The organism is Blautia sp. AM29-29, from assembly GCF_003480555.1.
In the GTDB taxonomy this organism is placed as follows: Bacteria; Bacillota; Clostridia; order Lachnospirales; family Lachnospiraceae; genus Fusicatenibacter; species Fusicatenibacter saccharivorans.
This window is the reverse complement of record NZ_QUJD01000001.1, coordinates 84,151-109,069: the sequence shown is the minus strand read 5'-3', so window position 1 is coordinate 109,069 and position 24,919 is coordinate 84,151. Positions and strand designations below refer to the sequence as shown.

Annotated in this window: 24 protein-coding genes; all 24 read left to right on the top strand. The window is 49.9% G+C overall.

Annotated elements, in window-relative coordinates:
- Positions 1–7: 7 nt before the first annotated feature.
- The 24 genes from cobT to DW769_RS00395 all read left to right on the top strand — a co-directional run bounded on the left by cobT (position 8) and on the right by DW769_RS00395 (position 24,813).
- On the top strand, positions 8–1,057 hold the full coding sequence (gene cobT / locus DW769_RS00510; protein ID WP_117760346.1) for a nicotinate-nucleotide--dimethylbenzimidazole phosphoribosyltransferase: 1,050 nt from the start codon (positions 8–10) through the stop codon (positions 1,055–1,057).
- Between the two features lie 17 nt (positions 1,058–1,074).
- Positions 1,075–1,596 carry a bifunctional adenosylcobinamide kinase/adenosylcobinamide-phosphate guanylyltransferase gene (locus DW769_RS00505; RefSeq protein WP_117509027.1) on the top strand — a complete coding sequence of 174 codons (522 nt, stop codon included), beginning with the start codon at positions 1,075–1,077 and terminating at the stop codon, positions 1,594–1,596.
- Position 1,597: 1 nt separating this feature from the next.
- Positions 1,598–2,374: an adenosylcobinamide-GDP ribazoletransferase gene (locus DW769_RS00500; RefSeq protein WP_055226435.1), complete on the top strand. Its 777-nt coding sequence runs from the start codon at positions 1,598–1,600 to the stop codon at positions 2,372–2,374.
- The gene (locus tag DW769_RS00495) at positions 2,371–2,778 is read left to right on the top strand and encodes a bifunctional adenosylcobinamide kinase/adenosylcobinamide-phosphate guanylyltransferase (RefSeq protein ID WP_022462293.1); all 408 of its coding nucleotides are present in this window, start codon (positions 2,371–2,373) and stop codon (positions 2,776–2,778) included. The genes DW769_RS00500 and DW769_RS00495 overlap by 4 nt, the downstream gene beginning before the upstream one ends.
- The gene (locus DW769_RS00490) at positions 2,771–3,367 is read left to right on the top strand and encodes a histidine phosphatase family protein (protein ID WP_022462294.1); all 597 of its coding nucleotides are present in this window, start codon (positions 2,771–2,773) and stop codon (positions 3,365–3,367) included. Before DW769_RS00495 ends, DW769_RS00490 begins: the two co-directional genes overlap by 8 nt.
- Before the next feature lie 6 nt (positions 3,368–3,373).
- Positions 3,374–4,243 (top strand): amidohydrolase family protein, encoded by an 870-nt coding sequence (locus tag DW769_RS00485; RefSeq protein WP_243105398.1) that lies wholly within the window; start codon positions 3,374–3,376, stop codon positions 4,241–4,243.
- Between the two features lie 116 nt (positions 4,244–4,359).
- Entirely contained in the window at positions 4,360–4,929 is a 570-nt protein-coding gene (locus tag DW769_RS00480; RefSeq protein WP_117760345.1) for a signal peptidase I, read from the top strand.
- A 44-nt stretch (positions 4,930–4,973) separates the two neighbouring features.
- Positions 4,974–5,678, top strand: coding sequence for a SipW-dependent-type signal peptide-containing protein (locus tag DW769_RS00475; RefSeq protein WP_055266634.1), 705 nt, complete (start codon positions 4,974–4,976; stop codon positions 5,676–5,678).
- 22 nt (positions 5,679–5,700) lie between these two features.
- On the top strand, positions 5,701–6,234 hold the full coding sequence (locus tag DW769_RS00470; RefSeq protein WP_022462298.1) for a hypothetical protein: 534 nt from the start codon (positions 5,701–5,703) through the stop codon (positions 6,232–6,234).
- On the top strand, positions 6,231–7,403 hold the full coding sequence (locus DW769_RS00465; protein WP_117760343.1) for a hypothetical protein: 1,173 nt from the start codon (positions 6,231–6,233) through the stop codon (positions 7,401–7,403). Before DW769_RS00470 ends, DW769_RS00465 begins: the two co-directional genes overlap by 4 nt.
- Complete coding sequence (locus tag DW769_RS00460) at positions 7,400–10,042, top strand: SpaA isopeptide-forming pilin-related protein (protein ID WP_117760342.1); 2,643 nt, start codon at positions 7,400–7,402, stop codon at positions 10,040–10,042. Before DW769_RS00465 ends, DW769_RS00460 begins: the two co-directional genes overlap by 4 nt.
- A gap of 51 nt (positions 10,043–10,093) precedes the next feature.
- Positions 10,094–10,927 (top strand): class B sortase, encoded by an 834-nt coding sequence (locus DW769_RS00455; protein WP_117760341.1) that lies wholly within the window; start codon positions 10,094–10,096, stop codon positions 10,925–10,927.
- Positions 10,928–10,980: 53 nt separating this feature from the next.
- A complete protein-coding gene (locus tag DW769_RS00450) occupies positions 10,981–12,681 on the top strand; it encodes a MutS-related protein (protein WP_118749839.1) in 1,701 nt (566 codons plus the stop codon).
- A 134-nt stretch (positions 12,682–12,815) separates the two neighbouring features.
- Positions 12,816–13,988, top strand: coding sequence for a cobalt-precorrin-5B (C(1))-methyltransferase CbiD (gene cbiD, locus DW769_RS00445; RefSeq protein ID WP_055226415.1), 1,173 nt, complete (start codon positions 12,816–12,818; stop codon positions 13,986–13,988).
- 7 nt (positions 13,989–13,995) lie between these two features.
- Positions 13,996–14,688 carry a precorrin-2 C(20)-methyltransferase gene (gene cobI / locus DW769_RS00440; RefSeq protein WP_022462304.1) on the top strand — a complete coding sequence of 231 codons (693 nt, stop codon included), beginning with the start codon at positions 13,996–13,998 and terminating at the stop codon, positions 14,686–14,688.
- Complete coding sequence (gene cobM / locus DW769_RS00435; protein ID WP_022462305.1) at positions 14,689–15,447, top strand: precorrin-4 C(11)-methyltransferase; 759 nt, start codon at positions 14,689–14,691, stop codon at positions 15,445–15,447.
- A gap of 1 nt (position 15,448) precedes the next feature.
- A complete protein-coding gene (locus DW769_RS00430; protein ID WP_118749838.1) occupies positions 15,449–16,480 on the top strand; it encodes a cobalt-precorrin 5A hydrolase in 1,032 nt (343 codons plus the stop codon).
- Positions 16,477–17,208, top strand: coding sequence for a precorrin-3B C(17)-methyltransferase (cobJ, locus tag DW769_RS00425; RefSeq protein WP_022462307.1), 732 nt, complete (start codon positions 16,477–16,479; stop codon positions 17,206–17,208). Before DW769_RS00430 ends, cobJ begins: the two co-directional genes overlap by 4 nt.
- Positions 17,201–19,180 (top strand): precorrin-6A reductase, encoded by a 1,980-nt coding sequence (gene cobK / locus DW769_RS00420; RefSeq protein ID WP_118749837.1) that lies wholly within the window; start codon positions 17,201–17,203, stop codon positions 19,178–19,180. Before cobJ ends, cobK begins: the two co-directional genes overlap by 8 nt.
- Entirely contained in the window at positions 19,177–20,586 is a 1,410-nt protein-coding gene (locus DW769_RS00415; RefSeq protein WP_117760335.1) for a cobyrinate a,c-diamide synthase, read from the top strand. Before cobK ends, DW769_RS00415 begins: the two co-directional genes overlap by 4 nt.
- On the top strand, positions 20,583–21,548 hold the full coding sequence (gene cbiB, locus DW769_RS00410; RefSeq protein WP_118719010.1) for an adenosylcobinamide-phosphate synthase CbiB: 966 nt from the start codon (positions 20,583–20,585) through the stop codon (positions 21,546–21,548). The genes DW769_RS00415 and cbiB overlap by 4 nt, the downstream gene beginning before the upstream one ends.
- A 48-nt stretch (positions 21,549–21,596) precedes the next feature.
- Positions 21,597–22,643 carry a threonine-phosphate decarboxylase CobD gene (gene cobD / locus DW769_RS00405; protein ID WP_117760333.1) on the top strand — a complete coding sequence of 349 codons (1,047 nt, stop codon included), beginning with the start codon at positions 21,597–21,599 and terminating at the stop codon, positions 22,641–22,643.
- Positions 22,644–22,654: 11 nt separating this feature from the next.
- Positions 22,655–24,166: a cobyric acid synthase gene (locus DW769_RS00400; protein WP_117760332.1), complete on the top strand. Its 1,512-nt coding sequence runs from the start codon at positions 22,655–22,657 to the stop codon at positions 24,164–24,166.
- Between the two features lie 2 nt (positions 24,167–24,168).
- Entirely contained in the window at positions 24,169–24,813 is a 645-nt protein-coding gene (locus DW769_RS00395) for a precorrin-8X methylmutase (protein ID WP_055218068.1), read from the top strand.
- The last annotated feature ends 106 nt before the right edge of the window (positions 24,814–24,919 follow it).

Below are 24,919 nucleotides of genomic sequence, written 5' to 3'. Positions count from 1 at the left end.
ACAAAAGATGACATTACAGGAAACAATCGAACAGATCCATCCGCTTTCGAAAGAGGCGATGGATCGTGCCAAGGCTCACTGGGACGGCATTGCAAAGCCGCTCCACAGCCTCGGAAAGCTGGAGGACGTGCTCATCCAGATTGCCGGAATCACCGGAAAAGAGGAGATTTCGATTGAAAAAAGAGCACTTCTGACGTTCTGTGCGGACAATGGCGTTGTGGAAGAAAACGTGACGCAGAGCGGTCAGGAAGTGACAGCGACAGTTGCGGAAAATTTTCTGCAGGAGAAGGCGACAGCAGCCATTCTCTGCCGCAGTGCGCATGCGGATCTGTTTCCGATTGATATCGGAATGGCGCGCGATACGAAGGTTCCGCGGTATAAAGTTGCGTATGGAACAAAAAATATGGCAAAAGGTCCGGCGATGACAAGGGAAGAGGCCGTTCGTGCGCTTGAAACAGGAATCGCCGTGGCGGAAGAAAAAATTGCGGCGGGCTATCAGCTGATGGCAACCGGTGAGATGGGCATTGGAAATACGACGACGAGCAGTGCAATGGCAGCCGTTTTCCTGAATCAGCCGGTTCCGGAACTGACGGGACGGGGCGCCGGGCTTTCGAGTGAAGGTCTTGCGCGGAAAATTGCAGCGATTGAAAAAGCAATTGCCATCAATCAGCCGGATCCGTCCGATCCCATCGATGTGCTGGCAAAGGTCGGCGGTTTTGACATTGCCGGCATGGCGGGTGTCTTTCTTGCAGGGGCTGCACATGGCGTTCCGGTTGTGATGGACGGCTTTATTTCCTGTGTGGCAGCGCTTCTTGCTGCACGGATTGCACCGTTTGCAAAGGACTATATGATCGCTTCGCACGTATCGAAGGAGCCGGCGGCGCATCTGCTGCTTGCAGAGCTTGGAAAAGAAGCCTTCCTGCACTGCGATATGTGTCTGGGCGAGGGAACGGGCGCCATCATGCTTTTCCCGATTCTGGATCAGGCAAATGCCGTATACCGCGGCATGGCGACATTTGACGAGGCACAGATCGAAACGTATGTGCCGCTGACTTAAAAAAGGCAGGTGAAACGATGATACATCTGGTTACAGGCGGCAGCGGCAGCGGAAAATCGGCGTATGCGGAGCAGTGTATTCTGGATTTTGGCGGAACACGGAGGGTTTATATCGCAACGATGCAGCCGTTCGGTGCGGAAGGGCAGGCGCGTATTGCACGCCACCGGAAGATGCGCGCGGCAAAGAAGTTTTCGACGATTGAGTGTTATACGAATTTAAAAGAAGTGGAGCTGGAACCGGGAAGCGATGTGCTGCTCGAATGTATGTCGAATCTCACGGCAAATGAAATATTTGATCCATCCGGGGCGGGAAAAGCGCGGACGGAGGAGGAAATTCTTGCGGGCGTTTCCCGTCTGGCCAATCAGGCGCGGAATCTGGTTCTGGTGACGAATGAAATTTTTTCGGACGGATACCGATATGAGGAGGAGACGATGGAATACCAGCGGATCCTGGGAAACATTAATGTACGTCTGGCAGAGATGGCGGACTGTGTGACCGAGGTTGTGTATGGGATTCCCGTCAGAATAAAAAAAGAATAAGATGAAAACGATATGGAATAATTTTAAAGTGGCGTTTGCCATGTACTCGAAAATCCCGATGCCGCCGGCAGACTGGGAAAAAGAGAACATGAAATATGCGTTGTGTTTCTTTCCGTGGGTCGGACTGGCTGTCGGTGCAGTTTCGGCGGTGCTTTTCTGGCTGCTGCAGCAGATTGGCGCGGGAAGCATGCTGCGGGCTGCAGTGCTGACGGCAGTTCCGGTTCTGGTGACGGGCGGCATTCACCTCGACGGCTATCTGGATACGATGGATGCGTTAAGTTCCTGGAGAGAAAAACAGCGCCGACTGGAAATCTTAAAAGACCCGCACGCCGGAGCATTTGCGATTATTATGGGATGTCTGTATTTTGTACTGTACGCGGGCGCAGCCGGAGAACTTGTCTGGAAGATTTTTCCGGCGTATGCATTTGGCTTCGCAGTTTCGAGATCGTTCAGCGGTCTTTCGATCGCGTTTTTTCCAAATGCCAATCCGAAAGGAACAGCGGCAGCGTTTGGCATGAGCGCAGAGAAAAAAAGAACGGCGGCGGTGCTTGTTGTGACGATTTTTGCCGTGACGGCGCTCTCAGCTTCGTTCTGCGTCTGGGCGGCACTGGATGTACTGGTTGTATCGGCACTGGTATTCTGTTATTATAAATGGAAAAGCAGTAAGTATTTTGGAGGAATTACAGGAGATCTCGCAGGCTATTTCCTTTCGCTCTGTGAGCTGGCACAGCTCCTGTCTCTTGTGGTACTTTCTCTTGGAATGGAGAACTGGAAATGAAATTAGTAATTGGAGGGGCTTTTCAGGGAAAGCTTGACTTTGCAAAGAAGATGACCGGAAAAGAAACAGGATGGGCCGATGGGGCAGCAGTTTCGAAAGAGGAGCTGTCGGCATGTTCCGGCGTATATGATTTTCAGGAACTGGTCCGCAGATGGCTCCTTCTGGAAGAGGAGACCGGGACTGCACCGGAAGCAGAACTGGAAGAACTGCTGCAGAAAAATCCGGAAATCTGCATTGTTACGAATGAACTCGGTTACGGAGTGGTTCCGATCGAACCCTTCGACCGGAAATGGCGGGAAAAGACGGGGCGCATCTGTACGGAGCTGGCAGCAAAGGCTGATTCGGTAACCCGTGTGGTGTGCGGAATCGGAATCCTGCTGAAAGGTGAGGAAAAACATGATTAAAATTGCAATGATCCGCCATGGAAAAACCTATGGCAATACATTAGGACGGTATATCGGCGTGACGGATGAACCACTGTGTGAGGAAGGGAAAAAAGAGCTGGAACAGCGGACGATGGATACCGTTGAGCTTCTGTTCGTCAGCCCGCTGAAACGGTGTCTGGAAACGGCAGACATTCTGTATCCGTATGCCAAACAGGTCAAAATCCCGGAATTTGCAGAGTGCAATTTTGGTGAGTTTGAGAACAAAAATTATCAGGAATTAAAAGATAATCCGAAATACCAGGAGTGGATTGATTCCATGGCGACGCTTGCCTTTCCGGGCGGTGAGAGCCCGCAGCAGTTCAAGGACCGCTGCATCGCCGGCTTTGACAAGATGGTGGATACGTGTATCCGCCGCCATTACCGTAACGTGGCGATGGTGGTGCACGGAGGCACGATCATGAGTATCCTTGAGCAGTACGGCGTGCCACAGAAGAGTTACTATGACTGGCGAGTAGAAAACGGCTGTGGATATCATCTGTATCTCTCGGAGCAGAACTGGAAAATGGGCCGCAGAGAAGCTGTGGTGGAATCGGAGATAAGGCGGTAAACAAAAATGGTGACAGCAGAATGCCATGCCCATATTTTTATGGACGGTGTGGATTACAAAAAGGCGGCGGCAGCGCATGAAAACGGCCCGCGGGAGGATCTGATCCGGGAACATCTGGCGGCGTATCAGAAGGCAGGGATTTCCTATGTGCGTGACGGCGGAGATCCGTACGGGGCGGGTGTTCTTGCACGGAGCCTTGCGCCGGAGTACGGGATCACATACCGCGCACCGGTTTTTGCGATTCACAGGGCGGGCCGTTATGGAAAAATTGTCGGACGCGCATTTTCAGACGGGAAAGAGTATTGCGCGCTTGTGCGTGAAGTACGCCGTGCGGGCGGAGATTTTATCAAGATCATGACGACGGGAATCCTGGATTTCGCGACAAAGGGGCATGTGACCAGTGAGCCGCTTTCCAGGGAAGAGGTTTTTGCAATGACAGCTGCGGCGCATGATGCGGGGCTTTCTGTGATGGCGCATGTGAACGGCGCACAGGCTGTGATGGATGCGGCAGAGGCAGGCGTGGACTCGGTTGAGCACGGGAACTTTCAGAATGAAGAGAGCATCTGCTGTATGGCAGAGCATGCAACAATCTGGGTGCCGACAATTGTGACGGTTTCGAATCTTCTGGAGAACGGCAGATATCCGGCTGAAACGCTGGCGTGGATTTTTGAGACGCAGAAAAAAGGTCTGCAGCTCGCATTTGAAAAGGACGTTGTGCTTGCGGCGGGAAGTGATGCCGGCGCATACGGCGTACTTCACGGAAAAGGAATCCGGGAAGAAGAGAGTGTAATGCGAAAAATCCTTGGGGCAGAAAATGGGCAGGAGCTGGAAAAGCGGCTTGCGTTTGGAGAAAAAAAGATCCGGGAAAAGTTCTGAAAATTTTCTGCGTTTCAGGCTTTAGAAAAAATTTAGAATTAAACGGGCAGACAATGCTTGCGCTTTCGCCCGGACTATGGTAAGTTTAAATCACTTTTACAAGAACTTTAGAGAAAATGAAACAGGGATATTCTGAGACAGAGGGTAAATGCTATCCTCTGTTTTTTGCGTGCAAAAATGACAGTCTGGATGTCCGCATCGACGGAAGGGAGCAAATGAAAGCAAAAGGAAAACTGGGGCTGCAGGGCTTTCTTTCCTTCCTTTTTCTGGCGGCGGGATGGTATCTGATGCAGTATTTCTGCGCCTATGTCGTACTGTCCGGGTCCATGGAACCGGAGATCCCGACGGGATCTGTTGTGGTTGTGGATGGACGGAAGAAGGAATGGAATCCGGGGGATGTGATTACCTACCGGAGAGGAAATATGGTGGTGACACACCGGATCGTGGAAAAGAGCGAGGAAGGATACTGTACTAAGGGGGATGCCAACGCGGAGGAAGATGCAGGCATCGTTTTGGAAAAACAGGTGATCGGGAATGTGATCGTAGCTCTTCCCTGGCTTGGCTTTGGTATCGTCTGGCTCCGGCAGAGAGGAACACTCTTTTTTCTGGCCGTGGGAGCGGTGATGCTTTTTACAATCCGGCAGCTTTGGCACGGTAGAAAAATCATGCAGGAAAACAAGTTATAAAAAGAATTAGCAAAATTATTTAGGAAAACAGGAGGAATTGATCTATGAAAAAACAGCGGAAAATCGTATTCTGGGCAGCATCACTGCTTCTGACAGGAGCCCTGGCAGCGGGCGGAACACTGGCGTATCTGACGGATAAGGATTCTGTGACGAACCAGTTTGTTGTGGGAAAAGTAGATATCGAAGGAAATGAACCATCGTACGCACCGGATCCGGACGGAAAGACCAATCATATTGTGCCGACCCAGGTGATTCCGAAGGACCCGCGTATCAAAAATAAAGGTAAAAATGATTCTTACGTCTATATGGATGTTTCCATACCAATCGCAAAAGTGATCGTTGCAGATACATCCGGAAACCGTTTAAACGGCGGGGCAGCCGTCGATACGGAACTGTTTTCGATGAATCAGCTTTCGAAAAAATGGGTGCTGATGTACAAGAAAAAACAGAACAATTCGATGGTATATACATATCTCTACAATGAAGTGCTTGCAGCTGGCAAAACGACGGATCCTTTATTTACGAGCGTGACAGCAGCTAATATCGTGGAAGGGCAGCTGGATGAAAAAGAGGTCGATATTCCGATCAATTATTATGCAATCCAGGCGCTGAATACCGGTGAGGGAAGTACGGCTGCCGAGCGGGCAGCAAAGGCCTGGGAGAAGTATGTAAATCAGAATAATGGGCAGAAGGGGCAGGTAACGGCACCGCAGTCGGAGCCGGAACAGACAGAAGCACCTGGAATTTAAGCAGTTTTCTGGGGGACAAAAGATGAAGAAAAAGACGAAACGGCTGTTTTTCCTTGCGGGTGCGGCCGGGTGTACGATGGCGGCAGCCATTTGGCTGCTGCCGGGAACTTCGGCGTATTTTACAGATCACGAGAGTGTCTGGAATCGTATGGTGTTCGGACATAATACAAGTACTATCGATGAAGAATTTCCGACACCGACGCCCGTACCGCCAGGGAAAAGTGTGGTAAAGAGAGTAAAAATCAGAAATGAAGGTTCCGTTGCCTGCTATATTCGTGCGGCACTTATATTCAGTGAACCAATTGAAGCGATTGAGGGACTTGATACGGAAAACTGGGTAAAAGGAGAAGATGACTACTATTATTACAAAAAACCGGTTTCAGAAGGCGAAAGCACGACGGAATTGTTTACCGGAATCCGCGTTGCAAAAGAAATGGAACAGAAAGAACTTGAGGTTTCGGTCTATGAGGAATCGGTGCAGATCCAGAAGGGGAATATGGTATTTCACGGCTATCGGGAGGCATGGGATGCTTATGAGAGAGGTGGTCAGACATGAAAGGAAAACGCGTCAGGATCGGATGTGCGGCGGCGAGTCTTCTGATGGGAATCAGCGGAACGTATGCATATTACCGGAGCAGTGTTGAGACCATTAACAAAATAGCTGTCGGAGATGTAAATATTGGAATCTGGGAATATGAGGAAGACGGGGATGGAGAAAAGAAGTATGAGGGACCGGAAAACGGCATTGTACTGCCTTCCCAGGTGATTTCAAAAATTCCGCGGATCACCAATTATGCCGAACCATGCTATGTCCGCGTAAAGCCTGTGTTTGATGAGGAAGAAACGCAGGATTACCGTCTGGGGGAAGAGGATCTTGGGGGAATCGAGGACGTCTGGCTGAAAGCAGGAGAGTATTATTATTATCCCAAAGTGCTGGGAAAGCAGGAATCTGTCGATTTTTTCCGTACAATCACCATTCCATCTGCGTGGACCAGTGAGGCGGAGGGACAGGTGCTGTCCGTTGAAATCCAGGCGGAGGCCGTACAGGCAGCGAATGTGACGCCGGATTTTACGGCAGAAGCTCCGTGGGGAGAAGAACTGGAAATTGAACAGTGTGTCCACGAGGCGGATAATACCGTTTCGGAGGTTTCGCAGCAGAGCTTCCTCACCGTTTCGTACGAAGGAGCAGCGCGGAATCTGATCTTGGCACCCGACAATTTCTTTCGGAACTTTCCAGTGCTGATGCCGGGAGATGAATGGGAAGATACGTTCACACTGGTGAACACGACAGCAAGCCGTGCAGAATTTTTTCTGCGGACGGAACTTCCGGAAGAACTCAGTGAAACAGAAAAAGAACTGCTTTCCAAGGTGAAACTGGAAATACGAGAGGGAGACAGCGTGATTTATGAAGGTGATTTAGAGAGTGAGGGACTATGGGCAGCAAAAAGTCTTGGAATATGCAGTCCAGATGAACGGAAAGAAATCTGTTTTTCAATCCGTGTGCCGTCAGAACTTGGAAATGAATGGGCACTTCGGAAAAGCGGGGTAAAATGGATTTTTTCTGTCGAAGGAGAAGATCTGCCGCAGGAAGAAGGCCCCTCTATCTGGCACAGCGCGCCAAAAACAGGTCTGCGCGATCCGTCAGCAGCGGTCCCCATTGGAATTGCCGTGACAGGAGCCTTCCTGTTTCTTACCGCGGGCCGGTCTGAAAGGAGGAAAGAATGAAAAGAGCAAAGAAAAGCTTCTGGTTTCTCGCAGGAATTCTGCTGTTGTTGGGATTTTGTTTTCGGGAAGATGTTCTGGCTTCGAGTCTTACGAGTCTTCCTTCTCTTTCGAAAGCCGGAATCGGAGAAGTTGTATCATCGGACTCTGTTATTGACGGCCGATATGATTTTACCCCGCTGATCGGAAGTGAGACAAAAATCCGTTTTGGAAGTACAGATGGAAGTACCTGGGACAATCTGTTCTGCAAAAACGGAGAGAGCCATTCGAAATGCTGTTCTACATGGTGGCCGGCGGCCGATGTAAAGGGATGGAGTAATCTCCGTTCCTTCACGCCGCTGGAGTCGAAAAAAGGAAAAATGTATGCGGAATATACGAATGTTGGAGAGTGCCACGGGGAAAATGTAACGATGCGGATCTGGCTGGAAGACTGGCAGAACACGGTTGTACCATCAGGGTATGAGGACGTGGATGCGGTAGTCGTGGCGATTGACCACAATAAGCCGGTCATTGATATTAAAGGTCTGCTCTGGATCAAGGTACGGTTTGCTTATTACGACAGTAAAGGAAATCCGCTGAATGTGAAAGGGTATTTTACACTTTCAGATCTGGACTTTAAGCAGGGCTTTTATCTGGCTGATGAGACAGAACATATCTATCTGACGAAGGAGGCAGATGCCAGAATCGTCTACGATGCCAGAACAAAAGCGATCTGGTCGGCAAGACGCGGCTCTGAGCCGGACGGTGGAACAACTCCGGAAAATTCGGAAGGCTGGGTTACATTTACCTTTGAAGGAAATTCCCAGACGATGATTTTCTATGATGGAGGCACTAACGACGCGGTAACTGGTCCCGGCGGCGGAGTGAAAGCACCGAAAAAATGGCCGGATAATTTTGTAAACGATACTTCCAGTACGTACAACAACTGGCATGGAGCATCCCGGGAAACGGGAATAACTGTTGTGCCGTGGAATACTTCGGAATTTGGTTACACAGCGAACGTTCCCTGTCATCTGTCGAAAGTAGGAGATCTTGTAGTGAAAAAAATGGATGCAGAGACAAAAGAAGCTCTTTCGGGTGCAGAATTTACCGTGTACCGCTGGAAAAACAACACCTGGAGTGAATTCAAAAAGATGAACTGGGTGAAAAAAACGGGTTCTTATCTGCTGGAGGGAATTCGGGATACAGACAGTGAAAATGGAAAATTCCGTGTTGTGGAGACAAAGAATCCAGCTGGTTATGCAGGAAGCTGGGAGCAGGAATTTTCCATTGACAAGGAAGGCATGCAGACGATCCATCTGGAGGCAGAAAACACAAGAAAAACAGGCTCACTGAAGATAAAAAAGACGGAAGAAAACTCAGGGAAAGCACTTTCTGGTGCAACATATCAGGTGATTGCGAGCGGAGCAATTACAACGGTAAACGGAACAGTGCTGTTTCCGGATCAGGCGGTAGCAGCTGTGCTGAAAACGGATGAAAATGGAGAGGCGTTCAAAAACGGGCTGGAGTACGGAACGTATCTTGTGCGGGAAACGGCGGCTCCAAATGGATATGTGCTGGATCCGACGGAAAAGAAAATAACGATCGGGGAACAAAACGCACAGATCACACTGACGTTTACAAACTGGAAGAACCGTTTTGTTCTGCAGAAAGTAAGTCAGGGAGACGGAAAAGTGCTTCAGGGAGCAGCCTTTCATATCTGGACGAAAGATGGAAGTTTTGATGAGACAAAAAAGACGGATGCAAATGGAAAAATTGAGCTGACGGGACTTTTGGACGGTGTCTGGTACTATCAGGAGACAGCATCTCCGGAGGGCTTTCTGCTGGACAGCACATGCCGGGAATTTGTGGTAGAAAACGGAAAAATTGACGGTAAATCGGAACTGTCGGTGACGGTCGAAAATGATGGAACACATCTGACAATTGAAAAAATAGATGCAGAGAGCGGAAAACGAATTTCCGGCGCAAAGCTGGTATTAAAAGATATGGATGGAAACCGTGTGGACAGCTGGATTTCAGGAGGAAGCGGCCCGCATGAACTGGAAAAATTAAAGCCGGGTTCTTATGTCCTTGTGGAGGAGGCCGCGCCGGATGGATACCTTGCGGCAGAACCGGTTTCGTTTGTGCTGGAGGCAAAACAGGAAGTGCAGACCGTGACGATGAAGGATCTTGCATGTGAAACCTTGACGATTACAAAGAAGATCAAGGCGGATGAGATTACATGGGCGCATGGAAATCCAACGTTTCTGTTTTCCGTGAAGGGAAAGGATCTGTATGGAAAAGAACATACATACCAATGCTATCTTACGTTTACAAAAACACAGGTGGAGAAAACGACAGATCAGGACGGCTACACGGAACAGTCGGTACAGATCCGGGGAATTCCGGCAGGAAACGATTACCGGGTACAGGAGAAGAAGGTGCTGCGGTATTCGCTTATGCAGGTGACAGGTACGAAGAATGTTACCGTGAAAAAACTAGAAGAGCCGGCATATGGAAAAGATCCTGCGCGCGTCTTTTCGGTATCGGTAAATCTTTGCGGACATCCCAAAGAAAGTGAGGTTGTATTTGAAAATCAGAAATACCGCTGGGATGATTATGGACACAACAGTATTGTAAAAAACCGGATTCCGGTTGAATAACAAAACGGAAAAACATTCCACCATCGGTTCGGGTGGTGGAATGAAAACAAAATGGAGAGAGAAAAAATCAGCAGAAAAAGAAGAGGGATTGCAGTTCTAACATTGGCGGCACTTTTTTTCTGGTATCTGCCGCAGATTCAGGTAAGCCGGCAGATTCGAAAAGAACAGGAAGAAGCGGTGGAGAGGTATGTCAGAGAAGAAAAAGAAGAGAACAAAGAGGAAAACGAAAAAAGCGAAGAAGTGCAGGAGCAGGAACCGGGCAGTACAGATCAAAATCTGTTTCGGACAATTGATTTTGCAGGACTTCGATCAAAAAATAGAGAAATCTGCGCGTGGCTCTGGATTCCGGGCTGCGCCTTAGATGTTCCGGTTGCGCACGGGCAGGATAACGCATATTATCTGACACACGATGCGTTTTGCAGGGAGCGGATTTACGGCAGTATTTTTGCACCGTGTGATACACCGGAGGATTTTTCTGAACGTCACACGATTTTATATGGGCATAATATGCGGGATGGAACGATGTTCGGAGGATTGAAAAAGTATCGTGAAGCGTCGTGGAAACAGGAATTTCCGTATCTGTACCTGTATTTGCCGGGTGAAGCATGGCAGTGCCGTATTTGGAGTGTGGAGGAGACGGATGCCAAAAGTGATGTTTACCGGCTGGGAGCATGGAGCGATGCGGACTGGAATGCATGGGTACAGGAAAGAAAAGAAAACAGCATGATCTTTGGCAGCGGTGAGGAAAAGGAAGTTCAAAAGATACTTACCCTTTCCACCTGCATTGGTGACGGCAGCAGTTCACAGAGACTGGCTGTACATGCGGCGGTGGAGATGATTTTTGCAACAAAATCTGGAAGGGAAGAGGGTTCTGTGCTAGAATAAGACAGAATCAAAAGACTTATGATACAGAGCAGGAAAAAGGATGGCGATAAGACATGAAAGAACTGTACACGGCAGCAGGAATTTTTGTGGTTCTGATACTGCTGGGAGTTTGGATGGTACAGAATAACAGAAATGAACAGGAAAAGAAGCTGGTACAACTGCGGAAGAAATGGGGAAAAAAGCAGGAGAAACGGACGGCACGGGAAAAGAAAGAAAAACTGGAAGCGTGTCTGAGACGAAAAGCAGGGGAAAACTTCTGCGTGGACGCGATTACCTGGAATGACCTGGATCTCGATGCGGTTTTTGACACAGTCGACCACACAGTGTCGGTGTGCGGGGAAGAATATCTGTACACGGCGCTTCGGATGCCGGTCACAACAACAGAAATCAGGGAAGAGCGGGAACGGCTGATGAAGCTTTTTGCAGAGAACCAAAAAGCCAGAGAAGCAGTGCAGAAAGCACTTCTTTTGATGGGAAAAGAAAAGATGAATCCGCCGACAGAAGAAATAGCCGTACTGATAGAGGCGGAGCCGGGAGAGAAGGGGAAATATCTTCTGATGGCCGGTATTGCTGTGCTTGGAATTGGACTGTTGTTTGTACTGCCTCCGCTGGGTGTGGCTGTTCTGTTTGCTTCTATGGTCGGCAACGGACTGATGCATGGAAGGGAGAGCAAAAAGCTGGAGAGTGCATTAAAAGCGTTTGGCTGTATCCTGCGGCTGCAGCGGACAGCCAGGGAACTTGGAAAAGAAAAAATTTCCGGACTGGAAATGTATCAGAAGCGTCTGGAAGAACAGGAAAAACAACTCCGTCCGATTACAAGAAAATGCAGAACACTTGTGAATACGAAAGAATCGCAGGGCGGTGCAGCAAACATGATTTTTGCATACTTTCACACGTTCTTTCTGCTGGATCTGATCGAGTATTCTTCGGTTGTTTCCAGAGTGAAATCGTATGAAAAAGCGATTCTGCAGATGGCAGAGGATCTTGGACTCCTGGACTTTGCACTGTCTGCAGCATCGTACCGGGAGAGCCTTTCGTATTACTGCCGGCCGGAATTCCTGGATGAGAAAAAGGCGGGCTGTCGGATCGATGTGGAGGAGCTTTATCATCCGCTTCTGACACATCCGGTGGCAAACAGTCTGTATGCGGAGGGCGGAATTCTGCTGACCGGCTCGAATGCGTCGGGAAAATCCACATTTATGAAAAACATGGCAGTGAATGCGATTCTGGCACAGGCACTGAACACGAGTCTTTCGAAGCGGTACCGCGGTGTTGTGTGCCGGATCATGACATCCATGGCACTCCGCGATAATCTGGCACAGGGAGAGAGTTACTTTGTTGTGGAAGTAAAATCTTTAAAACGGATTCTGGAGGCAAGCCGTGAAAAAACACCGCTTCTGTGCGTCATTGATGAGGTGCTGCGGGGAACAAACACGACGGAGCGGATTGCAGCGTCAGAGAGTGTGCTTGCTGCCCTGCGCCGTGCAAATGTGCTCTGTCTTGCAGCAACACATGATACTGAACTGACGTATCTGCTGGAAGATCTCTACACCAATTATCATTTTGAAGAGCAGATTACCGCGCAGAGTATTTCCTTCCCGTATCGCCTGGAACAGGGGCCGGCAAGAGGAAAGAATGCGATTGCACTGCTTGGAAATATGGGAATTGATGAAAAAATTGTAAAACAGGCAGAAAGAAGAGCTGCGGAGTTTGAAACAACAGGAAGCTGGGAAAAGAATAAGTTTCTGAGATAGAAAAACAGCCGGGAAAAATTGATCTTTTTTGAAAAAATATGCGAAAATGGTTCAGCATTTTTTCATTGTGTGTTATGATAAAATAGATCGCGTGATCCGGCAGAAAAACCGCCGGATCTGTTAAGGAGAAAAACATGAGCAGGACAGGCTTGGAAGATGCATATATTATGCGCGGCAGCAAGAAACTCCGCATGGGATATACGACGGGTTCCTGCGCTGCAGCGGCAGCGCGGGGAGCGGCGTTTATGCTGCTTTCCGGGAAAGAAATACAGGAAGTGAAAATCCATACGCCAAAGGGCATTGTTCTGAATCTGGAATTGCTGGATATCCGGAGAAGTGCCGAAAAAGTAAGCTGTGCCGTCCGAAAAGACGGCGGGGATGATCCGGATGTGACAGATAAAGCATTGATTTACGCGGAAGTGACGTTTGGAACAGAAGAGGGAATTGTAATCGATGGAGGATTCGGCGTCGGGCGTGTGACAAAGCCGGGGCTGGATCAGCCGGTCGGAAACGCGGCGATCAACCATGTACCGCGCCAGATGATCCGCGAGAATGTGGAGGAGATTCAGAAAAAACTCGATGATTTCCGCGCACTGCAGGTTATCATCTCCGTACCGGAAGGGGAAGAACTGGCAAAGCATACATTCAATCCGAGACTTGGCATCACCGGCGGCATTTCAATCCTTGGAACGAGCGGGATTGTAGTGCCGATGAGCGAGGAGGCGCTGATTTCCACGATCCGCGTCGAGATGGAAATGCGGAAAGCACAGGGTGACCGCGTCCTTCTGGTGACACCGGGAAATTACGGACAGGACTTCTTAAAAACGTATCCGTGGGTCCGTGCAGACCATTCCGTTAAGTGCAGTAATTACGTCGGAAAAACACTGGAATTTGCAGCTGAGCTCGGCTTTGACGCCATCCTTTTTGTGGCACATCTTGGAAAATTTGTCAAGGTGTCCGGCGGAATTATGAATACCCATTCCCACGAGGCAGACTGCCGTGCGGAGCTTCTTACGGCGCAGGCGGTGCGTGCAGGGGCGGATCTTGCACTGGCAAAAAAACTGCTGGAGACTGGAACGACGGAAGAAGCGGTGCAGATTTTAAAGGAAGCAGGATGCCTGAAAGAGACCATGGAAAAAGTGACAGAAAAAATTGCTTTTTACATGAATTACCATATTGAGGGCAGAGTGCAGACGGAGGCGATTGTTTTTTCAAGCAATGAGGGCCTGCTCGGGGAAACCCCGGGAGCGGGAGAACTTCTGGAGCGCCTGCGGGAGCAGGAAGAAAAAGAAAACAGAAAAGAGTAAAAACAAAATGACAGGAATTTTATTTGGAACAGGAATCGGACCGGGAGACCCGGAGCTTATGACGTTAAAGGCCGTCCGTCTGATCCGGGAAAATGATACGATTGCAGTACCAGGAGAGAAACCGGAGGAGAGCATTGCCTACCAGATTGCTGTTCAGGCAGTGCCGGAACTGGCAGAAAAAGAGCTCGTTGCTATTCCAATGCCGATGACAAAGAATGCCAAAGAACTGGAGGAAAATCACCGGCGCGGTGCAGAAAAAATAGAGGAGCTGCTGGATGCAGGAAAAAACGTAGTATTTCTGACACTCGGAGATCCAACCGTGTATTCTACCTACCTTTATGTACACAGACGGGTACTGGAAGACGGTTACGATGCGAGAATTGTAAGCGGTGTTACATCGTTCTGCGCGGCAGCAGCATCTCTTTCCGAGGGACTGGTGGAAAATTCCGAAGAACTGCATGTGATTCCGGCGTCTTATCAGATTGAAGATGCACTGGAACTTTCAGGAACAAAGGTTCTGATGAAAGCGGGTAAAAAGATGCCGGCTGTGAAACAGTTCCTGAAGGAAAAGAACTGCCGGGCGGTGATGGTAGAAAACTGCGGCATGGATACGGAACAGAAGTATTTCAGCGCGGAAGAAATCCCGGACCAGGCAAGTTACTATTCACTGATTATTGTAAAAGAAAAGAGGAAAAAATAGATGGTACATTTTATTGGAGCGGGCCCTGGAGCCCCGGATCTGATTACGGTAAGAGGACAGAAGCTGCTTGGTGAGGCGGACATTATCATTTATGCAGGTTCTCTTGTCAATCCGGCACTGCTGGATCTGAAAAAAGAGGGCTGTGTGGTATATAACAGTGCAACCATGACGCTGGAGCAGGTGATTGATGTTATGAAAGAGGCCGAAAGCAAAGGCCAGACTGTGGCAAGACTCCACACGGGAGATCCGTGCCTGTACGGTGCAATCCGCGAACAGATTGATGCGCTCGATGCCCTTGGAATCGCTCACGATGACTGTCCGGGTGTCAGCTCTTTCTGCGGAGCGGCTGCTGCCCTTGAAATGGAATATACGCTGCCGGATATCTCCCAGAGTGTTGTCATTACCAGAATGGCCGGAAGAACACCGGTTCCGGAGCGGGAGAGCATTGCGTCTTTTGCGGCACATCAGGCAACGATGGTTGTATTCTTAAGCACGGGACTCTTAGAGGAACTTTCCCGTGAGCTGATTGCAGGCGGCTATACGGCAGATACTCCAGCAGCGATTGTTTACAAAGCAACCTGGCCGGAGGAGAAGACGTTCGTCTGCACCGTTGGAACACTTGCCGAGACGGCGAAAAAGAACCAGATCACCAAGACAGCGCTGATGATCATCGGAAATGCCGTTTCCCAGGGAAATTACCGCAGAAGTGATCTGTACAATCCGGCGTTTACCACCGAATTCCGAGAGGCAGAAAAATAAGATGAAAATAGCCATAGCAAGTTTTACAAGAAACGGATGCGTCTGGAATCAAAAACTCTGTGCGGCACTGAAAAAACACAGCTGTGAAGGATATGCACTGGAAAAGTACGGGAAAGAAGCGGGAATTCCTGCGATTGCACCGTCGCTTCCTGCATGGACAGAGCGCATGTTTCAGAAAATGGATGCGATTTTGTTTATCGGGGCGTGCGGGATTGCGGTGCGCAGTATTGCACCGTACGTGAAAAGTAAAAAGACAGATCCGGCGGTTCTGTGTATGGATGAACAGGGAAAGTTCGTGATTTCATTACTTTCCGGCCATATCGGCGGAGCAAACGAGCTGACGGAAGAAGTTGCAGCTGTAACGGGTGCGGTTCCGGTCATTACAACGGCAACGGATGTCAATCACAAGTTTGCGGTCGATGTCTTTGCTGTAAAAAATCATTGTGAAATTTGTGAGATGGAGCTGGCAAAAGAGGCAGCGGCGCTTCTGGTGGACGGAAAAACGGTTGGATTCTGCAGCCGTTTTCCGGTGGATGGAACAAAACCGGAGGAACTGATCCCGGAAGAGGCGGCAAAACCGTCGATGGGAATCTGCATTACCACATCGGAAGAGGATTCGCCATATGAGAGAACACTTCACCTGATCCCGAAGGTGATCACCGTCGGCATCGGCTGTAAGAAAAATACACCGGCCGGCCGGATTGAAGAAAAGGTTCTTGCGGCACTTGCGGCGGCCGGGATTTCTCCAAAAGCAGTTCGACAGGCGGCAAGTATTGATCTGAAAGCGCAGGAGCCGGGAATTCTGCAGCTGGTGGAAAAGTATGGCTGGCAGTACCGGACCTTTTCTGCAGAAGAACTGGAAACGGCGGAGGGGGAATTTACGCCGTCTCCGTTTGTGAAGAAGATTACAGGAATTGACAATGTCTGTGAGCGCAGCGCAGTTCTCGCCGGCGGCAGACTGATAAAGAAAAAAAAGGCAGCGGACGGTGTAACAGTTGCACTGGCTGCGGCGGACTGGAGGGCAGTATTTTGAGTACAATTTTTGTCGTGGGCATCGGCCCCGGAGCATATGAAAAAATGACGATCGAGGCGGCGGATGCGCTGCGGAACTGCGATGTGATCATCGGCTATACCGTCTATGTGGATCTGGTAAAAGAACATTTTGCAGGAAAAGAATTTCTGACGACGCCGATGCGGAAAGAGGTGGAGCGCTGCCGTCTAGCATTTGAAACTGCGGCAGAGGGAAAACAGGTTGCTATGATCTGCAGCGGAGATGCCGGCGTTTACGGTATGGCAGGTCTGATGTATGAGCTTTCGGAAGAATGGCCTGATATTGAAATTAAGGTAATTCCAGGCGTGACCGCCGCAACGGGAGGCGCTGCCGTTCTTGGTGCACCGTTGATCCACGATTTCGCCCTGATCAGCCTGAGCGATCTTCTGACACCGTGGGAGAAAATTGAAAAACGTCTTCTGCTGGCATCGGAAGCGGATTTTGTCATCTGTCTTTATAACCCGGGAAGCCATAAGAGAGCGGATTATCTGGAAAAAGCGTGTGATCTGATGCTTCGTTACAAAGCGCCGGAAACCGTCTGCGGAATCGTAAGCCAGATCGGAAGAGACGGGGAGACGAGCCGGACCATGACGCTTGCAGAACTTCGCAATACAAAAGTGGATATGTTTACGACGGTATTTATCGGAAACAGTCAGACAAAGGAAATCCGGGATCACATGGTAACGCCGAGGGGATATCGCTATGAATAAAGTAATCGTCTTTGCCGGAACGACGGAAGGCCGGGAAATCTGCAGTTTTCTGAAGAAATATGAGATTGCATCCCTTGCCTGTACGGCGACAGAATACGGCAAGTGCCGGATCGAGGAGGGCGGTGCCCTGACGGTTCGAAGCGGAAGACTGACAGAAGAAGAGATGGAACAGCTTTTTGGCGAAGAACAGCCGGAAATGGTTATCGATGCAACCCATCCGTATGCCGATCTTGTGTCGGAAAATATCCGGTCTGCATGTGAAAAAGCAGGAAAAACGTATCTTCGGCTGCTGCGGCCGTCGCTTGCGGCAGATCCATCCTGCGTCATGGTCGATACGACAGAAGAAGCGGTATCGTATCTGGCGGGCACAGAGGGAAAGATTCTGGTGACAACAGGAAGCAAGGAACTCGCAAAATTTGCAGAGCTTCCGGATTATAAAAACCGTGTGTATGCCAGGGTGCTGCCGTTGCCAGGCGTAATTGCATCCTGCGCGGAACTTGGATTTGATGCCGCACATACCATAGGCATGCAGGGACCGTTTTCTATGGACATGAACGTTGCAATGCTGCAGTCGTTCCATGCCGAATGGATGGTAACGAAGGAATCCGGAAGAAACGGCGGCTTTGAAGAAAAAATTGAGGCAGCAAAAAAGGCCGGTGTCCGTGTCGTTCTGATCGGCCGTCCGAAAGAGGAAGAAGGACTCTCGGAGGACGAGGTCAAGCGGTATTTCGTTGAAAAATTTGATCTGTCCGTGAAACGGGACGTCGTGATCGCCGGAATCGGACCTGGTGCAGAAGCACAGATGACGCTGGCGCTCGTAGACGCGTGTGAGCAGGCGGATGTGCTGATCGGTGCGGGACGCATGACAAAAGCAGTAGAAAAATATCAGAAGCCAATGCTTGCAGAATACAGCCCGGAAAAGATTTACGAGTATCTGAAGGCGCACCCGGAATATGAAAAGATTGTTCTTCTGCAGTCGGGTGATGTCGGCTTTTACAGCGGAGCAAAGAAACTTCAGGCCGTCCTTGCGGAAGATGCGGATTTTTCTGTCCGTGTAGAGCCGGGAATTTCTTCGCTGGTTTATTTCTGTGCCAAAATCGGAGTGTCCTGGGAGGATGCAGCATTTGTGAGCCTGCACGGACAGCACTGCAACTTTCTGGAGACGGTCCGCCGAAACCGGAAAACTCTGGCGATCGCCGGCGGAAAGGGCAGTGTCAGGGAAATCTGCCAGACGTTAAGTTCGTACGGCTGGGAGCAGATTGTGCTGCATGTGGGAACGGATCTGTCGTATCCGGAAGAACAGATTGTGACAGGAACCCCATTCGAACTTGCTAAAATGGAGTTTGCCCCGCTTGCGGTTCTTCTGTTTGAAAACCCGAATCCGGAACCGGAGTTTACAGCCGGCATGGCAGATGAAGTATTTCTGCGTGACAAAGTACCGATGACCAAGCGGGAAGTGCGCAATGCGTCTCTTTCTCATCTGCAGCTTTCTTTGAATTCTGTTGTCTATGATATTGGATCGGGCACAGGTTCTGTTTCGATTGAGATGGCGCTTCGTGCAGCACAGGGAAAGGTATATGCGATAGAAAAAAATCCGGCAGCCGTTGCACTTCTGCAGGAAAATAAAAAGAAATTTGCAGTGGATCATCTGGAAATTATTGAGGGAACTGCACCGGAAGCACTCGAAGCACTTCCGGTTCCGACGCATGCATTTATCGGCGGGTCTGCCGGAAACTTAAAAGAGATTCTGGAACTGCTCCTGCGGAAGAATCCGAACATCCGCGTGGTATTAAATACAGTAACCGTGGAAACATTAGCGGAGGCAGCATCGTGTTTCAAAAAACTTGCGTTTGAAGAGCCGGAAATCGTCTGCCTGCAGGCTTCCAATGCGAAAAAGGCCGGAAGAAGCCATCTGATGATTGCCCAGAATCCGGTTTATATCTTTACAGCCCAGGGAGGTGCCAAAGAATGAAAGCACCAAGAATCATGCTGGCAGCAGGAAGGAGCGGAAGCGGGAAAACGATGATCACCTGCGGACTGCTCCGTGCACTGCAGCAGATGGGAAAGCAGCCCGCAGCGTTTAAATGCGGCCCGGATTATATCGATCCGATGTTTCACGAACAGGTAATCGGCGCCCCGTCGTGTAATCTGGATCCGTTTTTCACAGAGGAAGAAACAACACAGTATCTGTTCTGCAAACATGCAGCGGGTCATGACATTTCCGTATTGGAAGGCGTTATGGGGTATTACGACGGTCTTGGCGGAATTTCTACCAAAGGCAGCGCCTACGATCTCGCCGGTATGACAAAAACGCCGGTTCTTCTGGTTGTCGATGCCAAAGGCATGAGCGTTTCAGCGCTTGCCTTTATCAAGGGATACCTGCAGTACAAAGAGGACAGCCGGATCGCCGGTGTAATCTTTAACCGGATGTCAGAGATGCTGTACCGGGAGATCGCGCCGATGGCGGAAAAAGAACTTGGCATTTTCTGTGTCGGCTTTGTGCCGGAACTGAAGGAATGCCACTTAGAAAGCCGCCACCTCGGCCTTGTGATGCCGGATGAGGTGGAAAATCTGCAGGAGCAGGTCAATCTGCTTGCAGAAACACTGCAGAAGACACTGGATTTTGAAAAAATTCTTGCGATTGCAGAAGGGGCAGAAGAGCTCTCGGGAAAAATGCCGGAAGTCCTGCGTAAGGTGACAGAAAGCGAAGCAGCCGCCAAGGTGCGTGCTGCGAAGCCGATTCTTGCCGTTGCAAAGGATGAAGCATTTTGTTTCTTTTATCGGGATAATCTGGAGCTTCTCGCGTCACTTGGAGCCAAAATCGAATATTTTTCGCCGCTTTCCGATGCGGAGCCGCCAAAGAATACAGACGGATTTCTGTTCTGCGGCGGCTACCCGGAGCTGCACGCAGAAGAGCTTTCGGAAAACCAGACCATGAGAACGAAGATCCGCGATAACATCCGTCAGGGAATGCCGGTTCTTGCAGAATGCGGCGGTTATATGTACCTGTCAGAATCCATGGAGGATATGGATGGAAATGTGTATCCTATGGTACAGGCTGTTCCGGGAAATGTTTACCGGACAAAAAAGCTGGGAAGATTCGGCTATATCACCCTCACGCCAAACACGAAAGATACCTTTCGGAACGGCGGAAATCCGGTGCGCGGCCATGAGTTCCATTACTTTGACAGCACAGACTGCGGAAGTGCATGGCATGCGGCAAAACCGCTGCGGAAGCGGAACTGGGAATGCATTCATGCGACAAAACGGATGATGGCGGGATTCCCGCATCTTTACTATATGGCAAGTCCGCACCTCGCACTGGAATTTCTGGAGCAGTGTGTCTCTTACCGGAAAGAACAGGAGAAAACAAGATGAAAACAGCATTAGCAGCCCTGATTGTGGGCTATGGATTGGACCTGCTGCTTGGAGATCCCTCCTTTTTGTACCATCCGATCCGTGTGATCGGAAATCTCATTGCCCTGCTGGAAAAATGGCTGCGGAAGGTATTTCCGAAAACGCCAAAGGGAGAGCTTGCCGGAGGAGTTTTTCTCGTGATCCTCGTCTGTCTGGCGGGATACGGTGTTCCGGCACTGCTGCTCTTTGCGGCATTTAAAATTCATCCGGTCATCGGCTTCCTTCTGGAGGTTCTCTGGTGCTGGCAGATTCCGGCAACGAAATGCCTGAAGGATGAGAGCATGAAGGTCTATCAGAAATTAAAAGAAAACGATCTTCCGGGGGCGCGCTATGCGGTTTCCATGATCGTAGGACGTGATACGGAAAATCTTTCGGAAACAGGAGTGACGAAAGCTGCCGTGGAAACGATCGCGGAGAATACGTCGGACGGTGTCATTGCACCGCTCCTCTTTCTTGCCCTCGGCGGACCGGCATTGGGCTTTCTGTATAAGTCCATCAATACCATGGATTCCATGGTGGGATACAAAAATGACAAATATCTGTATTTTGGACGGTGTGCGGCAAAGCTGGACGATGTCGTCAATTACATACCGGCGAGAATCAGCGCATGGCTGATGATTCTTGCGTCTGCATGCGAGCGCATGAACTGGAAAAATGCAGAAAAAATTTACAAACGCGACCGTTACTGCCACGCCAGCCCAAATTCTGCGCAGACAGAAGCAGTTATGGCAGGGGCGCTGGAAGTACAGCTTGCCGGAGATGCCGTGTATTTCGGCAAAGTCGTAAAGAAACCAACGATCGGCGATGATATCCGCCCGGTCGAGGCGGAAGATATCAAAAGAGCAAATCATCTGATGTATCTGACCTCGTTCCTCGGACTGGTGTTCTTTGCGGGAATCCGCGCGCTCTTTTTATTTCTGTAAAAAGAGAAGATAGAAACACAACGGAAAAGAGAAAGGAAGGCATATGGTATGAGACAAAATCCACATGGAGGAGACATTTACACGAAAAAATGCAGAGTCGATTTTTCTGTGAATGTCAATCCTCTTGGAGCTCCGGAAAGTGTGAAAGAGGCGGTGAGAAAGAGCGCGGAATCGGTGGAACAGTATCCTGACGCACTGTGCCGGGACCTGACCCGGGCACTGTCGGAAAAGGAGCAGCTTCCAGAAGAAAATATCCTGTTTGCAAACGGCGCCGCGGAGCTTATTTTTGCCCTGACACAGGCTCTCCGCCCGAAAAAAGCGCTGATTGCAGCGCCGGGATTTGCAGAGTATGAAGCAGCGCTTTCAGCGGCAGGGTGTTTTATCCGTATGTATCTGCTGCAAAAGGAAAAAGGCTTTCTTTTACAGGACGATTTCTGCGATGATCTGACCGACGATCTGGATCTTGTTTTTTTATGTAATCCAAATAATCCAACCGGCCTTACGATTCCGCAGGAACTTCTTTTAAAGATCCTGGATAACTGCCGGGAGCGTAACATCTATCTGGTGCTGGATGAGTGTTTCATAGAATTTCTGCCGGAGCCGGAAAAAGTGACGATGCAGGGAAAACTGGACGAATATCCGAATCTGCTGATTCTGCGTGCGTTCACAAAGATTTACGCAATGCCGGGCCTGCGTCTTGGCTATCTGCTCTGCAGCGACGAGGATCTGCTGGATCGGATCAGCCGCAGCATGCAGTCGTGGAATGTTTCGATTCCGGCGCAGATGGCAGGCCTTGCCGCCCTGAACGAGGATGCTTACGTCAAAGAAGCACGGGAACTGATCGGAAAAGAACGCGCCTGGATGAAAGCAGAACTGGAAAAAGCAGGTCTTACCGTATGGGATTCCTGTGCAAATTATTTGTTCTTTGAGGGACCGAAAGGACTTGCCGCACGGCTGGAAAAAGGCGGCATTCTGATCCGCGACTGTTCCAACTACTCGGGCCTTGCCGACGGATATTACCGTGCAGCCGTACGCACACATGAAGAAAACCAGATTCTGACAGAAGCCGTTTCACAGATTCTGCAGTGGTTTTAGGAGGAAAAACGATGGCGAAAGTAATTATGATACAGGGAACGATGTCAAATGCGGGAAAGAGTCTGCTTGCGGCGGGCTTATGCCGGATTTTCCATCAGGACGGATACCGTGTGGCGCCGTTCAAATCACAGAATATGGCGCTGAATTCGTTTATTACGAGAGAAGGCCTTGAGATGGGACGTGCACAGGTCATGCAGGCGGAAGCGGCCGGGATCGAACCGTCCGTTTTGATGAACCCGATTCTGTTAAAGCCGACGAATGACACCGGTTCGCAGGTGATTGTAAACGGTGAGGTACTGGGAAACATGAGTGCGCGGGAATATTTTTCCCACAAAAAAGAGCTGATCCCGGACATCATGAAAGCGTACCATGCACTGGAAGAACAGTATGATATCATTGTGATCGAGGGAGCCGGAAGTCCGGCGGAGATCAACCTGAAAGCCGATGATATCGTCAATATGGGAATGGCAAAGCTTGTGGATGCACCGGTGCTCCTCGTCGGAGATATTGACCGCGGCGGCGTTTTTGCTCAGCTTTACGGTACCGTAGAGCTTTTAGAGCCGGATGAGCGCGACCGCATCAAGGGTCTGATTATCAACAAATTCCGCGGGGACAAAACCATCCTGGACCCGGGCGTTGTGATGCTGGAAGAAAAAACACACATCCCGGTGGTCGGCGTGGCGCCGTATCTCCACATCGAAGTGGAAGACGAGGACAGTCTGACCGAGCGATTCACCAGAAAAGAGGAGATCGGTCTCATTGACCTTGCGGTCATCCGTCTCCCGCGTATTTCAAACTTCACCGATTTCAACCCGTTCGAGCGGATCGAAGGCGTATCACTCCGCTACGTAAGCTCTGTCTCCGAACTGAAAAATCCGGATATGATTCTGCTTCCGGGAACGAAAAACACGATGGAGGATCTGCTCTGGATGCGTCAGAATGGTCTGGAAGCGGCCGTACTGAAGGCGGCTGCGGCCGGAAAAGTAATTTTCGGTGTCTGCGGCGGCTTCCAGATGCTCGGAGATACGCTGAGCGATCCGCTGCATGTCGAAGCCGGCGGAACGATCAAAGGAATGGGACTCCTGCCGATGGATACCGTATTTGCCGGTGAGAAGACGAGAACCCGCGCGGAGGGCGCTTTTGGAAAAACAGAAGGCGTTCTTGCCGGGATCGAGGGAACCCGGATTGAGGGCTATGAAATCCATATGGGAGAAACGGTGCGGAAAGAAGAAACAGAAGCATTCACGTTCATCGATGATCAGAACCGTGCTGATTCGGATAAGCTGGACGGTGCACAGAAAGGAAATGTGTACGGTACGTATGTGCACGGCATTTTCGACAAAGAAGAAGTTGCCGAACGGATCGTGGAAGCACTTGCAAAGAATAAGGGAATTGCCATGGAGCAGATTCACGGTGTCGATTACCAGACATTCAAAGAGACACAGTACGATATTCTCGCAGATGCGCTGCGCGAGCATCTCGACATGAAGAAGATTTATCAAATTCTGGAAGAAGGGGCATAAAGATGAAGATAGAACTGGAGCAGGTAAGCCCGCACGAGATTGAAAAGAGAAGCTTTGAAATTATCACGGAAGAATTAAACGGAAGAACGTTTCCAGAGGATCAGGAACTGGTTGTAAAGCGGTGTATCCACACAAGTGCGGATTTTGATTATGCGGATAATCTCTGCTTTTCGGAGCATGCGGTGGCAAAAGGCATCGAGGCGATCCGGGAGGGAGCCTGCATTGTGACGGATACGCAGATGGCAAGATCCGGCATCAACAAAAAGGTGCTTGCGCGCCACGGCGGTGAAGCGCTCTGCTTTATGTCAGACGAAGATGTTGCGGCAAGAGCAAAAGAAACCGGAAGCACCCGCGCGGCAGCCTGCATGGAAAAAGCAGCGGAGCTGGATAAAAAGCTGATTATTGCGGTTGGAAATGCGCCGACGGCACTGGTCCGCCTCTATGAACTGATCGGGGAAGGAAAAATAAAACCGGCGCTGATCATCGGAGTTCCGGTCGGCTTTGTCAATGTGGTACAGTCCAAAGAACTGATTATGCAGACCAATATCCCGTATATCGTGGCACGCGGACGAAAAGGCGGCAGCAATATCGCGGCGTGCATCTGCAACGCACTCCTGTATATGATGGATCAGGACCGCGGATATTAAAAATAGATGAAAAAACGGAAAGCAGAAGTCTTGACAGATTTCGAATCACCGTTTATACTATGGAACATGGAAAAAGGCTTGGAAGGGAACAAGTAGACGTACAAAA

Bases quoted from the DNA above. Each gene is read 5' to 3' on its own strand.
- DW769_RS00495 (WP_022462293.1), top strand. From the start codon at position 2,371: ATGAAATTAGTAATTGGAGGGGCTTTTCAGGGAAAGCTTGACTTTGCA.
- cobD (WP_117760333.1), top strand. From the start codon at position 21,597: ATGAGACAAAATCCACATGGAGGAGACATTTACACGAAAAAATGCAGA.
- DW769_RS00500 (WP_055226435.1), top strand. From the start codon at position 1,598: ATGAAAACGATATGGAATAATTTTAAAGTGGCGTTTGCCATGTACTCG.
- DW769_RS00450 (WP_118749839.1), top strand. From the start codon at position 10,981: ATGAAAGAACTGTACACGGCAGCAGGAATTTTTGTGGTTCTGATACTG.
- cobM (WP_022462305.1), top strand. From the start codon at position 14,689: ATGGTACATTTTATTGGAGCGGGCCCTGGAGCCCCGGATCTGATTACG.
- DW769_RS00490 (WP_022462294.1), top strand. From the start codon at position 2,771: ATGATTAAAATTGCAATGATCCGCCATGGAAAAACCTATGGCAATACA.
- DW769_RS00415 (WP_117760335.1), top strand. From the start codon at position 19,177: ATGAAAGCACCAAGAATCATGCTGGCAGCAGGAAGGAGCGGAAGCGGG.
- DW769_RS00455 (WP_117760341.1), top strand. From the start codon at position 10,094: ATGGAGAGAGAAAAAATCAGCAGAAAAAGAAGAGGGATTGCAGTTCTA.
- cobK (WP_118749837.1), top strand. From the start codon at position 17,201: ATGAATAAAGTAATCGTCTTTGCCGGAACGACGGAAGGCCGGGAAATC.
- cbiD (WP_055226415.1), top strand. From the start codon at position 12,816: ATGAGCAGGACAGGCTTGGAAGATGCATATATTATGCGCGGCAGCAAG.
- DW769_RS00395 (WP_055218068.1), top strand. From the start codon at position 24,169: ATGAAGATAGAACTGGAGCAGGTAAGCCCGCACGAGATTGAAAAGAGA.
- DW769_RS00465 (WP_117760343.1), top strand. From the start codon at position 6,231: ATGAAAGGAAAACGCGTCAGGATCGGATGTGCGGCGGCGAGTCTTCTG.
- DW769_RS00460 (WP_117760342.1), top strand. From the start codon at position 7,400: ATGAAAAGAGCAAAGAAAAGCTTCTGGTTTCTCGCAGGAATTCTGCTG.
- DW769_RS00505 (WP_117509027.1), top strand. From the start codon at position 1,075: ATGATACATCTGGTTACAGGCGGCAGCGGCAGCGGAAAATCGGCGTAT.
- DW769_RS00475 (WP_055266634.1), top strand. From the start codon at position 4,974: ATGAAAAAACAGCGGAAAATCGTATTCTGGGCAGCATCACTGCTTCTG.
- DW769_RS00430 (WP_118749838.1), top strand. From the start codon at position 15,449: ATGAAAATAGCCATAGCAAGTTTTACAAGAAACGGATGCGTCTGGAAT.
- cobI (WP_022462304.1), top strand. From the start codon at position 13,996: ATGACAGGAATTTTATTTGGAACAGGAATCGGACCGGGAGACCCGGAG.
- DW769_RS00470 (WP_022462298.1), top strand. From the start codon at position 5,701: ATGAAGAAAAAGACGAAACGGCTGTTTTTCCTTGCGGGTGCGGCCGGG.
- cobT (WP_117760346.1), top strand. From the start codon at position 8: ATGACATTACAGGAAACAATCGAACAGATCCATCCGCTTTCGAAAGAG.
- cbiB (WP_118719010.1), top strand. From the start codon at position 20,583: ATGAAAACAGCATTAGCAGCCCTGATTGTGGGCTATGGATTGGACCTG.
- DW769_RS00485 (WP_243105398.1), top strand. From the start codon at position 3,374: ATGGTGACAGCAGAATGCCATGCCCATATTTTTATGGACGGTGTGGAT.
- DW769_RS00480 (WP_117760345.1), top strand. From the start codon at position 4,360: ATGAAACAGGGATATTCTGAGACAGAGGGTAAATGCTATCCTCTGTTT.
- DW769_RS00400 (WP_117760332.1), top strand. From the start codon at position 22,655: ATGGCGAAAGTAATTATGATACAGGGAACGATGTCAAATGCGGGAAAG.